This window comes from Asticcacaulis aquaticus (assembly GCF_028550415.1).
Lineage (GTDB): Bacteria > Pseudomonadota > Alphaproteobacteria > Caulobacterales > Caulobacteraceae > Asticcacaulis > Asticcacaulis aquaticus.
The window spans coordinates 26,924-40,188 of record NZ_JAQQKX010000004.1; the positions used below are offsets into that span (position 1 = coordinate 26,924).

The 13,265-nt window shown below is 60.6% G+C and carries 10 protein-coding genes and 1 pseudogene; 1 reads left to right on the forward strand and 10 read right to left on the reverse strand.

The genetic code is table 11. The annotated features are described in order from the left end of the window. Positions 1 to 280 precede the first annotated feature (280 nt). The 3 genes and pseudogenes from PQU92_RS06315 to PQU92_RS06325 all read right to left on the reverse strand — a co-directional run bounded on the left by PQU92_RS06315 (position 281) and on the right by PQU92_RS06325 (position 3,979). Positions 281 to 1,381: pseudogene (locus PQU92_RS06315) on the reverse strand (IS3 family transposase). Between the two features lie 184 nt (positions 1,382 to 1,565). Further along, positions 1,566 to 3,071, reverse strand: a complete 1,506-nt coding sequence (locus PQU92_RS06320) for a phosphomannomutase/phosphoglucomutase (protein ID WP_272747369.1) — start codon at positions 3,069 to 3,071, stop codon at positions 1,566 to 1,568. A 32-nt stretch (positions 3,072 to 3,103) separates the two neighbouring features. Beyond that, a complete protein-coding gene (locus PQU92_RS06325) occupies positions 3,104 to 3,979 on the reverse strand; it encodes a UTP--glucose-1-phosphate uridylyltransferase (protein ID WP_272747370.1) in 876 nt (291 codons plus the stop codon). 238 nt (positions 3,980 to 4,217) lie between these two features. Between PQU92_RS06325 and PQU92_RS06330 the strand changes: the two genes are divergently transcribed. Continuing rightward, entirely contained in the window at positions 4,218 to 5,387 is a 1,170-nt protein-coding gene (locus PQU92_RS06330) for a glycosyltransferase family 4 protein (protein WP_272747371.1), read from the forward strand. Here PQU92_RS06330 and PQU92_RS06335 read toward each other — a convergent pair. The 7 genes from PQU92_RS06335 to PQU92_RS06365 form a co-directional block, all read right to left on the reverse strand. Further along, complete coding sequence (locus PQU92_RS06335) at positions 5,384 to 6,382, reverse strand: KpsF/GutQ family sugar-phosphate isomerase (RefSeq protein ID WP_272747372.1); 999 nt, start codon at positions 6,380 to 6,382, stop codon at positions 5,384 to 5,386. The two genes, PQU92_RS06330 and PQU92_RS06335, sit on opposite strands and share 4 nt — an antisense overlap. A gap of 6 nt (positions 6,383 to 6,388) precedes the next feature. Next, positions 6,389 to 7,120, reverse strand: coding sequence for a 3-deoxy-manno-octulosonate cytidylyltransferase (locus PQU92_RS06340; protein WP_272747373.1), 732 nt, complete (start codon positions 7,118 to 7,120; stop codon positions 6,389 to 6,391). Beyond that, complete coding sequence (kdsA, locus tag PQU92_RS06345) at positions 7,120 to 7,965, reverse strand: 3-deoxy-8-phosphooctulonate synthase (protein WP_272747374.1); 846 nt, start codon at positions 7,963 to 7,965, stop codon at positions 7,120 to 7,122. The genes PQU92_RS06340 and kdsA overlap by 1 nt, the downstream gene beginning before the upstream one ends. Before the next feature lie 102 nt (positions 7,966 to 8,067). Beyond that, the gene (cysN, locus tag PQU92_RS06350; protein WP_272747375.1) at positions 8,068 to 9,990 is read right to left on the reverse strand and encodes a sulfate adenylyltransferase subunit CysN; all 1,923 of its coding nucleotides are present in this window, start codon (positions 9,988 to 9,990) and stop codon (positions 8,068 to 8,070) included. After that, positions 9,990 to 10,901: a sulfate adenylyltransferase subunit CysD gene (gene cysD, locus PQU92_RS06355; RefSeq protein ID WP_272747376.1), complete on the reverse strand. Its 912-nt coding sequence runs from the start codon at positions 10,899 to 10,901 to the stop codon at positions 9,990 to 9,992. The genes cysN and cysD overlap by 1 nt, the downstream gene beginning before the upstream one ends. A 119-nt stretch (positions 10,902 to 11,020) precedes the next feature. Continuing rightward, a complete protein-coding gene (cysQ, locus tag PQU92_RS06360) occupies positions 11,021 to 11,836 on the reverse strand; it encodes a 3'(2'),5'-bisphosphate nucleotidase CysQ (RefSeq protein WP_272747377.1) in 816 nt (271 codons plus the stop codon). Next, positions 11,833 to 13,155 carry a UDP-glucose dehydrogenase family protein gene (locus PQU92_RS06365; RefSeq protein ID WP_272747378.1) on the reverse strand — a complete coding sequence of 441 codons (1,323 nt, stop codon included), beginning with the start codon at positions 13,153 to 13,155 and terminating at the stop codon, positions 11,833 to 11,835. The genes cysQ and PQU92_RS06365 overlap by 4 nt, the downstream gene beginning before the upstream one ends. Between the last annotated feature and the right edge of the window lie 110 nt (positions 13,156 to 13,265).

Consider the following 13,265-nt stretch of genomic DNA (forward strand, 5'->3'; position numbering starts at 1 on the left):
GGGTATGCCATTGGCATCGCCGCGATATGGATTTTGGTGGTTAATTCGCCACGCTGAGTCTGCCCCAAGGCACAATAGATCCCGCTGATTACTCTACGATCATCGACCTTTCGCGCGGTGTCGTCGGGTGGTCAATGCAATCGTGCATGACAACCGGTCTGACTTGGTCGGTTTGACCCAGCCCCCTGAATTCCGGCCAGCAATTTGCAGAGTCCGTTCGCCTTTTGACGTGCTCCCCGTTTCTTGGCCACCCGGTGCTCGAATTTTGCCGGGTTAAGGCTCATGGCGCCGCGGGGACGGCTGAGCCGGATATGAGCGATATCGGGGGTTTGTTGCCGATGGCGCTGTGAGGGCGAACCTCATTGTAGTCTCTACGCCAAGCCTCCATCTTTTCTCTCGCGTCGTCAAGACTCATGAACCAGTGTGCGTTCAGACACTCCGCCCGGAACTTGCCGTTAAAGCTTTCGATGAAGGCATTGTCGGTCGGCTTTCCAGGCCGCGAGAAGTCGAGGGTCACGCCCTTCTGATAAGCCCATAGATCGAGATCACGGGAGATGAACTCCGAGCCCTGGTCGACGCGGATGGTCCTGGGATAGCCGACCGTCTTACAGACCCGTTCCAGCGTCTGGACGACGTCCACGCCGCGATAGCTGTAGCGCGGATCAATCGCCGGCGAGAACCGGGAGAAGGTGTCCACGACCGTAAGAATGCGCAGCTTTCTGCCGGTGCAGAGCTGGTCGTGTACGAAGTCCATCGCCCAGGTTTCGTTGTGGGCCACAGCCTCGCAACGGTCGTCCCGCGGCTTGGCCTTGACCCGCCGGCGTGGCGTCTTTAGCCGCAACTGAAGGCCTAACTCTTTGTAAAGACGGTATATCCGTTTCGGGTTCACCGCCCAGCCTTCACGAACGAGGAGGACGTGGATGCGACGGTAACCGTATCGCACCCGCGTTTCGACGATCTGCTTGATGCGTTGTTTGAGGTCTGCCTGCTCGACACGACGAGGCTTGTATTGGATCAGCGGTCGATCAACCCGTAGAACCCGGCAGGCCCGGCGCACCGACACCTCCCACGCCCGGATCAGCTTATCGACCAACTCACGCCGCGCGGCAGGCTTCAGAGCTTTTTTTGACAGGACGTCCTGAAGCATTGCCTTGTCGAGCGAGAGATCGGCAACGATCCGCTTGAGCTTGGCGTTCTCCTCCTCAAGCTGGCGTAACCGCTTCATCTCCGACGGCATCAAACCGGCGTACTTTTTCCGCTAGTTGTAAAACGTTGCATCCGAAATGCCTGCCTTCCGGCAGACTTCTGCCACCGCTACGCCATTGTCGGCTTGCTTCAGCACGAAAGCGATCTGCGATTCCGTGAACTTCGACTTCTTCATGAAATTCTCCTCGTCCCGCTCAAGGGACTTTAAATGGAAAATTCCAGCTTTGAATGGCCTAGATTTTCGGGGAGCAGGTCAGGCGCAATCTGGCCTGCGACGGGATGAATACGACAACGTCAGGCCGCATTCTTCCCTCGACAATCAAACTCTTGCCGCCTCACGCCGTTGCTGCGGTGTCGCCTCAGATTTCCTGATTATAACTGCCGACTTCCGGATGGGCGGCCAGACGCGGTTTCACTTCTTTGCGGAAGAGGTCGCGCATGTCGTCGGCAGAGTTGAGACTTTCAACCACGACGACAAGCTCAGGCTTATTCGACGAGGCGCGGACCAGCACCCACGACCCATCCTCGAGGTGGACGCGCGCGCCATTGACCGTGATGACCTCGACGATCTTGCGACCGAGGATTTCGCCACCGGCGGCGTACAGATCGACATATTCCTGGACGATCTTTTCCAGCACCTGATACTTCACCTCGTCGCCACAATGCGGCGACATGGTCAGCGAGGTATAGGCGACCGGCAGGGCTTCTTTCAATTCGCTGAGCGATTTATCCGGGTTGCGGTCGAGCATCGCCAGAACCGCAGCCGCGGCGACGATGCCGTCGTCGTAGCCGAGGCCAATCGGGCTATTGAAGAAGAAGTGGCCCGACTTTTCGAACCCGGCCAGAGCCTTCAGTTCCGATGTCTTCCGCTTGATATAGGAGTGGCCGGTCTTCCAGTAGACGGTCTGTGCACCATTGGCCTTGAGCACCTCGTCGGTCTTGTACAGGCCAGTCGATTTCACGTCGACGACGAAGGTCGCGTCCTTGTGCAAGGCCGACAGGTCGCGCGCCAGCATCAGGCCGATCTTGTCGGCGAAGATTTCCTCGCCGGTGTTGTCGACCACGCCACAGCGATCACCGTCGCCATCGAAACCGAGCGCCAGATCAGCACCATATTCCTTCACGGCCTTGGCCATTTCCATCAGCATGTGATGGTCTTCCGGGTTCGGATTATATTTCGGGAAGGTGCTGTCGAGAACGGTATCCATCTCGATCACTTCCGCGCCCATGGCGCGCAGGGCTTGCGGGGCAAAGGCCCCTGCCGTACCGTTGCCGCAGGCGCAGATGACCTTGAGCTTGCGCTTGAGCTGCGCTTTCGAAGCGACGTCGGCCTGATAGCGGTCCTGCACGCCCTGTACCAGCTTCAACGAGCCGCCGGGACGCTCGACACCCGCGCCCGCCATGATGATTTCCTTCATGCGGCCGATTTCGTCCGGTCCGAAGGTCAGCGGGGCCTGACAGCCCATCTTGACGCCAGTCCAGCCATTCTCGTTGTGCGAGGCCGTGACCATAGCCACGCACGGCGCATCGAGGTCGAACTGCGCGAAATAGGCGATCGGCGACAGACACAGGCCGATATCGAGCACTTCGCAACCAGCCTGAATTAGACCGATGATCAGAGCATTCTTGATATTGATCGAATAGGAACGATAGTCGTGACCGACAACGATACGCGGCTTGACACCGCGTTCGTGGATATAGCTGCCGAGGCCGAGACCCAGGGCCTGAATGCCGAGGAGGTTGATTTCCTTACCGAAAATCCAGCGGGCGTCGTATTCGCGGAACCCCGTCGTCTTGACGAAGGCTTCGGTTTCAAATTCGAACGTATTAGGCACCAGATCGGTACGGGGCAAAAGCACGGTCATGAAAATCTATCCGTAAAATAATGGGGTATCTATCAAGCAAAATAAGGACTCAATGCCGCACGCGCGGCGTGATTGAGGTCGGGCCGTTTAAGGGCCATGGCGACATTGGCTTTTAACAGACCAATCTTGTCACCGCAATCATAGGTCTCGCCTTCGTAACGCAGGGCGTGGAAGCTCTGGGTTTCCATCAGCTTGGCCATGGAATCGGTCAGTTGTATCTCGCCGCCGGCACCGGGCGTCTGAGTCGATAGCAGGGTAAACACCTCCGGCTGAAGGATATAACGGCCCGAGACGATCAGGTTGGACGGAGCTGTGCCGGGAGCTGGTTTCTCCACCATACCTGTCATGCGGTTCAGATTACCTGCGCCGCCATCGATGGCCACAACTCCGTATTTGTGGGTTTCCGATTCGGGCACCGCCTCGACCAGAATGATATTGCCGCCGACACGGTCATAGGCTTCGATGGCCTGAGACAGGGCGGGCGACGGCGCGTCCATCACCATATCGGGCAGGAGCACGGCGAACGGCTCATTGCCGATGATGTCGCGGGCGCAGTTTACAGCGTGGCCCAACCCCAAAGGCTGCATCTGACGGACAAAGCTCATTTCCCCGGACTTCGGCAATTCATCGAGCAGTTGTTCGAGAAGGGCATGCTTGCCTTTGGCCGCCAGTTGTGCCTCCAGTTCGAACTGATGGTCGAAATAGTCTTCGATCGCCCCTTTTTGCCGCCCCGTCACGAAGACGAAATGTTCGATGCCCGCCGCGCGGGCTTCGGAAACGATATAGGACAGGATCGGGCGGTCGACGATATTGAGCAGTTCTTTGGGTATGACTTTGGTTCCCGGAAGTACGCGGGTGCCGAAACCGGCCACCGGAATTACAGCCTTACGAACCTTCGGATGTGACACAAAGCGCCTCCTGAACTATTGCGCGGCGACGTTAGAGCGATATGCCAAAAAGTGTAAGCGGTTTTTGGCAACACTATCGCGACAAAAAGTCTGATCGGAACGACGATTCCTTCTCAAGCCATTCTGATCTAACGCTTAATTCCGTCGGCGCAAGCCAAAATGTAAGAAATTCAGGCCTGCCGCCTGTGGTTAGAATGGCGTTTGCAGCCGCCGGGCGGGCTCTGTATGCTGAGGCATCATGCAACCCTTCGTCTCCGCATTACTTACCCCTATTCATCGCACGCTGCTGAAGGCGCGACTCAAACACGCCGCACAGCAATGGACGAAAGCCGAAGCACGTGTCCGCCCGGACGCTCATACCATCCGCGTGACCGGCTTTTTCGGAGAAGCTCTGGGCCTCGGGCGCGCCGCGCATCTGACCGTCGGAGCGCTTGAAGGCGCCGGTTACGGCGTCGTCCGCGAAGACCTCCGGCCCCTACATCGCCGGCTCCTAACAAGGTCACCAGAGGCGTTTGCGGACAGTGCGTCAGTATGGATCATCCAGGCAAACCCGCCGGAAGCTCGTATCGCCCTGATGGCCCACGACCCTGCGCAATGGTCGCAGATGTACCGCATCGCCTACTGGGCGTGGGAAAGCGATCTCGCCCCGGCGAACTGGCTTGACGCCGCGCAATGGTTTCATGAAATCTGGGTACTGAGTGGGTTTGTGCAAAACGCTTTCGTCAGAGCTTTCGAGCGAGCCGGAATGCACAATCAAATCTCGAAACTCAGGGTCATGCCCCCTCCCGTACCGGTAGCGGAGCCGATGCGCTCCGAAAATACTGCCGTAACCGTTCTGACGCTTTTCGATCCCCGCAGTGATACCGAGCGTAAAAACCCGGAAGCCGTCATCAGGGCGTGGCGAATGGCCTTTCCGGAGCTGACCTCCGCCCGACTTCGGGTCAAGACCTATAGCGGGGCCGAAGGACACCCTGGCTTTCAGACGCTGCACAATCTGGCGCAAGGACGCCGCGATATTATATTCCAGTGCGAAACCCTGAGTGATGCTGACACTGCCGCTCTTATCGCACGTACAAATATTCTGATCTCCCTTCATCGAGGTGAAGGATTTGGCCTGCCTCTGGCTGAAGCGATGGCCGTCGGCATACCAGTCGTCGCCACCGGCTGGTCGGGAAATATGGAATTTATGGATGAGAAGAGCGCGTGGCTGATCCCCTTTCACCTCATTCCGGCCAATGCGCGCTATAATGGCTCGCATGCGCAATGGGCCGAGCCGGACATCGCTGCCGCCGCTCAGGCGTTGAAACAACTGTGCGAAAATGCCGGGGAACGACAGGCGCTGGGCGCGCGCGGACGCGCAGCTATTGCCTCACTTCACAACGCATGGACGCGAGAAAATCTGTTCTAGGCCACCCCGGCCCGCAGGATTTCGTGCAGGTGCACGACCCCGACAGGGCGCTCCGCCTCAACGACGAACATACCGGTAATGCTTCGGGCGTTCATTTCCGCCAGCAGTTGCGACGCCAGCGTGTCGGGCGTGGTCACACGCGGCGACCGCGTCATCACTTCGGCAACCGGCCGGTCAGCAAAGCCTTCGCGGAACGCCCGGCGCAGATCGCCGTCCGTCAGTATACCAATTAACCGCCCGGCGGCATCCTGAACACCCGTCATGCCGTAGCGTTTGGAGGACATTTCAACAATGGCCTGCGACAGCAAAACCGTTTCGGCCACCAGCGGCATGGCCTCGCCGCCGTGCATCAGGTCGCGCACCTTGAGCAGGCGCGCGCCCAGCTTGCCACCGGGGTGATACTGGCGGAAATCCTGCGCCGTAAACCCACGCAACGAGAGCAACGCCACGGCCAGCGCATCGCCCATGGCCAGTTGCATCGTCGTCGAGGTCGTCGGCGCCAGACCGTTCGGACAGGCCTCGGGCATCTTCGGCAGGACCAGCGGCATATCGGCAGCGGATCCCAGTGCGCTTTTAGCGCCCGCCGTAATGGCGATCAGCGGCACATTAAACCGACGCGTATAGGCGATGATATCGGCCAGTTCCGGGGCCTCGCCCGACCATGACAGGGCCAGCACCACATCGTCTTCGCCGACCATGCCCAGATCGCCATGACTGGCTTCGGCCGGATGCACGAAGTGCGAGGTGACACCGGTCGAGGCCAGGGTGGCCGCGATCTTGCGACCGATATGGCCCGACTTGCCCATGCCCGTGACAATGACCCGACCGCGATTGGTCTGAGCGTTGAGAATCGCATCTACCGTGCGCTCGAACACCCGGCCCAGTTCACCATCCAGCGCCTCGCGCAACGCCATCAGGCCCTGGGTTTCGATTTCGATGGTCTGCTGGGCGGCCTGCAGGGCCGAGGTGGCATCCAAAGCGGTTTCAAGCGGCATGGGGACCTATCCTCGCGCCAGCATCTGGCGCGCCCGATCGAGATCGGCGGCCGTATCAACCCCCAGCGGCACCTCATCGACCTGCATGGCGTCGATACGCATACCCGCTTCGAGGGCCCGTAGTTGTTCCAGCTTTTCACGTAGTTCCAACGGTGACGGCGGCAGCTTGACGAAGCGCTCCAGCGCCGACCGCCGCCAGCCGTAAAGTCCGATATGATGATAGAGCGGCCCTTCGCCCCACGGCGCGGTGGCGCGCGTGAAATAAAGCGCCCGGAAACGGCGCTCCCCCAGCGGCGTGCCGACCATCTTGACCACCGACGAGGCGTTGCGCTCCTCTTCGGAATGGATCAGGGCCACGGCGGTCGACACATCGACTTCCGGCGTTTCCAGCGGGGACAGAATCGCGCGGATCGTCTCCGGCGTCACCGTCGGCAGGTCGCCCTGCACGTTGAGCAGCGCATCATATTCCGCATCCGGATCGATCAGCGTGATGGCTTCGTAAATCCGGTCCGAACCCGACGGGTGATCGGCGCGGGTCATCACCGCATTGCCGCCGACCGCGCGAATGGCTTCGGCGATTTCCGCCGTGTCGGTCGCGACCCATACCGGCGCGACCTCGGCCTCGACCGCCCGCCGCCAGACGGCGACGATCATCGGTTCACCATTGATATCCGCCACCGGCTTGTTCGGCAGCCGGGTCGAGGCCATGCGCGCCGGAATGAGGATGATCGGCTTCATCAGGCGCGCGCCGTAATGGCCTTGGCGACCTGATCGAGCGCCATCAGGTCGCGCATCAGACCTTCGAACGAGGCCAGCGGGACCATGTTCGGGCCATCGGACGGCGCATGATCAGGGTCAGGATGGGTCTCGATGAACAGACCCGCCACCCCCACAGCGACAGCCGCCCGCGACAGCACCGGCACGAATTCGCGTTGCCCGCCCGAAGACCCGCCCAGACCGCCGGGTTGCTGCACCGAATGGGTGGCGTCGAAGATCACCGGCGCACCGGTCGAGGCCATGATCGGCAGACCGCGGAAGTCGGAAACCAGCGTGTTGTAGCCAAAGCTGGTGCCACGGTCGCAGAGCAGGACATTGGGATTTTCGCCACCGTTGACGATCTTGTCGAGCACGTTCTTCATGTCCCAGGGCGCGAGGAACTGCCCCTTCTTGACATTGATGGCGCGGCCCGTCGCGGCGGCGGCCAGCAGCAGGTCAGTCTGACGGCAGAGGAAGGCCGGGATTTGCAGCACATCGACCGCTTCGGCGACCGGGGCACACTGATGGGCATCGTGCACGTCGGTCAGGACGGCAAGGCCGAGCGTTTCACGGATTTCACTGAAGATCGGCAGGGCGTCCTTCAGGCCGATACCGCGCTGGGCATTGACCGAAGTGCGGTTAGCCTTGTCGAACGAAGTCTTGAAGATCAAGCCGAAGCCGAGACGTTCGGAAATCTCCTTGAGCGCCGAGGCAACCTCGAGCGCATGATCGCGGCTTTCCAGCTGGCACGGACCGGCGATGACCGAGATCGGCAGGTGATTACCGAACTTGGCGGATTTCAGTTCAACAACAGAATTGGCTTGCATGGCAGATACTCCGGATCAAACCGGGTCTAGTCCATTATGCCTGGCACTTCAAGCCGCTCACATCTGCTGTGAAGTGGTCCTGCCGCCACCGAATTGCAACCCTTAAATGACGTAGGTCGGCTCGGCCGGCAGGTAACCTTCTTCGTACAGCCAGGCAAAAATACGCTCCGCCGCCACGTCCGGTGCCTCACCGTTCGCGGCCACGACGATTTCCGGGTTTTCCGGAGCCTCATACGGGCTGTCGATGCCGGTGAAGTTCGGGATTTCCCCCGCCCGCGCCTTTTTGTACAGACCCTTGACGTCCCGTGCCTCGGCCACCTCAAGCGGCGTCGCTACGTGGATTTCGACGAATTCACCGGCTTCCAGCAGCTCGCGCGCCAGACGGCGCTCGGCGCGGAACGGCGAGATGAACGAGACCAGCGTGATCAGACCGGCTTCGGTCATCAGCTTCGACACCTCGGCGACGCGGCGGATATTTTCCACGCGGTCGGCGTCGGAGAAGCCCAGATCCTTGTTCAGTCCATGGCGAACATTATCGCCATCGAGCAGGGTCGTGTGATAGCCGAGGCTGAGCAGCTTCTTTTCGACCAGATTGGCGATGGTCGACTTACCCGCACCCGACAGGCCGGTAAACCACAGGACCGCCGGTTTCTGACGCTTGATGCCTGCGCGGGCGGCCTTGGAGACCTCCAGCGCCTGCCAGTGGACATTGGTCGCCCGGCGCAGCGCGTGATCGACCATACCCGCGCCCAGCGTCAGGTTCGAGATGCGGTCGATGAGGATAAAGGCGCCCGTTGCCTTATTATCCGCATACGGATCGAAAGCGATCGGCGCCTGTGTCGCGATCAGGACGGTGGCCACTTCGTTCAACTTCAGCGTCTTGGCCGCCAGCTTTTCGAACGAGTTGACGTCGGTCTTGTAACGGATTTCGGTGATGGTCGCCGAGACCGTCTTGGCGCCGATCTTGAGGAGATAGGGACGACCCGGCAGCAGTTCCTCCTCGTTCATCCAGATCAGGCTGGCTTGAAACTGCTCGCACACCTCCGGACGCGCATCTGGTGCGGTCAGGATATCGCCGCGCGAAATGTCGATCTCGTCTTCCAGCGTCAGGGTCACGGCCTGATCGGCTCCGGCGACGGGCAGGTCGCCATCATAGGTGACGATGGATTTGACGCGCGACGACTTGCCGGAATTGGCGACGACGATCTCATCGCCCGGACGCACGGTCCCGGACGCAATGGTACCCGAGAAGCCGCGGAAATTGAGGTTCGGACGATTGACCCACTGCACCGGCAGGCGGAACGGCTTCTGCGTCTCGTCGCGGTCGATCTCGACGGTTTCCAGATGCTCGACCAGGGTCGGGCCGTCGTACCAGTTGAGGTTTTCGCTGCGGTCCAGAACATTGTCGCCGAAACGCGCCGACAGGGGGATCGACACCAGAGTCTCAAACCCGAAATCGGCAGCGAAGGCGCGATAATCCGCGGTGATCTGGTCGTAGACCGCCTGTGAATAGTCCATCAGATCGATCTTGTTGACCGCCAGAATGACGTGCTTGATCCCCAGCAGGGAGACGATGAAAGAGTGGCGGCGCGTCTGCGGCAGGATGCCCTTGCGTGCATCGATCAGGATGACGGCGAGGTCGGAGTTCGATGCCCCCGTCGCCATGTTGCGCGTATATTGTTCGTGGCCTGGCGTATCGGCGACGATGAACTTGCGCTTTTCGGTCGTGAAGAAGCGGTAGGCGACGTCGATGGTGATGCCTTGCTCGCGCTCGGCCTGCAGGCCATCGACCAGCAGCGCCAGATCGATCTCTTCGCCGACCGTACCGAAGCGCTTGGAGTCCTTCTCAAGGCCCGCCAGCTGATCCTCGAAGATCAGCTTGGTGTCGTAGAGCAACCGCCCGATCAGGGTCGATTTGCCGTCATCGACGCTGCCGCAGGTCAGAAAGCGCAACAGGGATTTCTTTTCGTGCGTCGCCAGATATTCGGTGAAAACGCTCGTATCGATTTTCTCAGGCGCGCCCATCAGAAGTATCCCTCACGCTTTTTCTTTTCCATCGATCCGGCTTCGTCGTGATCGATCAGGCGGCCCGACCGTTCCGAGGTCCGCGCCACCAGCATTTCCGCGACGATCTCTTCCAGAGTCGTCGCCTCGGATTCGATCGCCGCCGTCAGCGGATAGCAGCCCAGCGTCCGGAAGCGGACATTCTTGATCTGCGGCGTCTCGCCATTGAGCGGCAGGCGTTCGTCATCGACCATGATCCACTGCCCGCCGCGATGGACGACCGGGCGCGGCGCCGCGAAGTACAGCGGCACGATGGGGATGTTTTCCAGCAGGATATATTGCCAGATATCCAGTTCGGTCCAGTTCGACAGCGGGAAGACGCGGATCGACTCGCCCGACTTGATGCGGGCATTGTACAGGTTCCACAGCTCCGGACGCTGGTTCTTGGGGTCCCAGCCGTGGTTCTGCGTGCGGAACGAGAAGATACGCTCCTTGGCGCGCGACTTTTCCTCGTCGCGGCGCGCCCCGCCGAAGGCCGCGTCAAAGCCATGCTCGGTCAGAGCCTGCTTGAGCGCATCGGTCTTCATGATATTGGTATAGGTGTTCGAGCCGTGGTCGAACGGATTGATATTATCGCGCACCCCGTCCGGATTGGTGTGCTTGAGCAGCTTAAGCCCCAGACGTTCGGCGGTCTCGTCGCGGAAGCGCGTCATTTCGCGGAACTTCCACGTCGTGTCGACGTGCAGCAGCGGGAACGGCAGGGTCGACGGGTGGAACGCCTTCAGTGCCAGATGCAGCATGACCGACGAATCCTTGCCGATCGAATAGAGCATGACGGGGTTTTTGAACTCCGCCGCCACTTCGCGCATGATGAAGATCGACTCGGCCTCAAGCCGGCGCAGGTGCGTCAAACGATCCGGGGTAATGGACATGCCTCGTACACAGTCTCCGTCACGACGGAGTGGTGCATCCGCCTTGTTATGTCAGCGGCTTTTACGATTTGGACCCGCGCCTCACAAACGTAAAAGCATGGCCCGACAGTTCAGGACTTCTAATCTGTGCGTCCCAACGCCGGGTCGCCATAGGCCACGAAATGCGGATTGGCGAAATCGGCATCATCACCCTGATCGCGCTTGCCATAGCGCAGCGGCTGGCCATCGAGGGTTTCGACACGCCCGCCCGCCGCGCGCAGGATGGCGTCACCGGCGGCGGTGTCCCATTCCATGGTGCGCCCCATGCGCGGATAGAGGTCCGCTGCGCCCGCCGCAACCCGGCAGAATTTCAGCGACGACCCCGCCGCGACAAAGGTACTGACCGTAAAGGCCTCCAGGAAGGCTTCGGTTTCGGGGCCGGAATGCGAACGGCTGCCGATGGCGACCACGCCGCCGTCCGTTGCGCGGGCCACGGCGATCGGTTCGGACAGACCGATAGCCCCGTCACGCACCGTCGCCCTGAACGCGCCCTTGCCGATCTCACCCCAGTAAATCTCGCCCAGCGCCGGGGCATAGACGACGCCCTGCACCGGCACACCCTTGTCGATCAGGGCGATATTGACGGTGAATTCGCCGTTTCTCGACACAAACTCCTTGGTGCCGTCGAGCGGATCGACCAGAAAAAACACCTCCGAAGCTTCCGGCGCACGACCGGCGGCCATTTCCTCTTCGGCCACCACCGCAATGCCCGGTGCGTTCAGGGCCAGCTTTTGCAGAATGATGGCTTCGGCGGCCTGATCGGCCAGTGTTACCGGCGAGGCATCGCCCTTGGTCACGACATCGAAATCGGTGGCGTAGATGCGCAGGATCTCCTTGCCGGCGCACAGGGCGATGGTATTCAGCACAAGCGAAGGAACCGGCGGATAGGTTGTCACGCGCGGACCTCCTCATTCGGGCGGCCGATGCAGTAATAGGTGAAGCCATGGCGGCTGACCTCATCCTTGCGATAGATATTACGCAGATCGACCAGCAGCGGCTGGGTCAGAAGCGTCTTCAGGCGGCCCAGATTGAGGGCACGGAACTCGTTCCATTCGGTGACGATGACGGCGACATCGGCCCCCGTCGCGGCGTCGTAGGCGTCCTCGCAATAGGTTATGTCCGGCATGATCTTTCTGGCGTTGTCCATGCCTTCCGGATCGAAGCCTCGCACGATGGCACCGGCGTCCTGAAGCGCCTGCACGATGGTGATGGCCGGGGAATCGCGCATGTCGTCGGTTTCCGGCTTGAAGGTCAGGCCCAGCACAGCGACCGTCTTGCCGCGCGCATCGCCGCCCAGCGCCTTGATAACCTTGCGCGCCATGGCCCGCTTGCGATCGTCATTGATGGCGACCGTCGTCTCGATCAGCCGCACGGGGCTTTCGAAATCCTGCGCCGTCTTGACGAGCGCCAGCGTATCCTTGGGGAAGCACGACCCGCCGTAACCGGGACCGGCATTGAGGAACTTGGTCCCGATGCGGTTATCGAGGCCAATGCCGCGCGCCACTTCCTGCACATTGGCCCCCACGGCCTCGCTGAGGTCGGCAATCTCGTTGATAAAGGTGATCTTCATCGCCAGAAAGGCGTTGGCGGCGTATTTGATCAGCTCCGAGGTGCGTCGCTTGGTGAACATCAGCGGCGCCGCATTAAGCGACAACGGGCGATAGACTTCGGACATTACCTGACGGGCGCGTTCGTCCTCGATACCGATGACCACGCGGTCGGGGCGCATGAAGTCGTCGATGGCGGCCCCTTCGCGCAGGAATTCGGGGTTGGAGACCACCGCCACATCGGCGTCCGGATTGGCTTCGCGGATGATGCGCTCCACCTCGTCGCCGGTACCGACCGGCACGGTCGATTTCGTGACCACGACGGTAAAACCCTCCACCGCCGCGGCGATATCGCGGGCGGCGGCATAGACGTAGCTCAGGTCGGCGTGGCCATCCCCGCGGCGCGACGGCGTACCGACACCGATGAAGACGACCTCGGACTGCGCCACGGCAGATGTAATGTCGGTGGTGAAGCTGAGGCGGCCCGCCTTGACATTGGCGGCGACCAGTTCGGCCAGACCGGGCTCGAAGATCGGAATTTGACCGTTCTTGAGTGCGGCGATCTTGGCCTCGTCCTTATCCATGCAGATGACATCATGACCGAATTCGGCGAAACACACCCCGGATACGAGCCCGACATAGCCCGAGCCGATCATCGTAATCTTCATAACACTTCCTCAGCAAACAGAGGGGTCGGTGTAAAATCAATTTGTAACCAAAACAAGACACTCAGGCCTACAAACTGTTTCACACCGGTCAGACGCCCCAAATAGTTACG

Bases quoted from the DNA above. Each gene is read 5' to 3' on its own strand.
- PQU92_RS06340 (WP_272747373.1), bottom strand. From the start codon at position 7,120: ATGAAGCCGATCATCCTCATTCCGGCGCGCATGGCCTCGACCCGGCTG.
- PQU92_RS06320 (WP_272747369.1), bottom strand. From the start codon at position 3,071: ATGACCGTGCTTTTGCCCCGTACCGATCTGGTGCCTAATACGTTCGAA.
- cysD (WP_272747376.1), bottom strand. From the start codon at position 10,901: ATGTCCATTACCCCGGATCGTTTGACGCACCTGCGCCGGCTTGAGGCC.
- kdsA (WP_272747374.1), bottom strand. From the start codon at position 7,965: ATGCAAGCCAATTCTGTTGTTGAACTGAAATCCGCCAAGTTCGGTAAT.
- PQU92_RS06330 (WP_272747371.1), top strand. From the start codon at position 4,218: ATGCAACCCTTCGTCTCCGCATTACTTACCCCTATTCATCGCACGCTG.
- PQU92_RS06335 (WP_272747372.1), bottom strand. From the start codon at position 6,382: ATGCCGCTTGAAACCGCTTTGGATGCCACCTCGGCCCTGCAGGCCGCC.
- cysN (WP_272747375.1), bottom strand. From the start codon at position 9,990: ATGGGCGCGCCTGAGAAAATCGATACGAGCGTTTTCACCGAATATCTG.
- PQU92_RS06365 (WP_272747378.1), bottom strand. From the start codon at position 13,155: ATGAAGATTACGATGATCGGCTCGGGCTATGTCGGGCTCGTATCCGGG.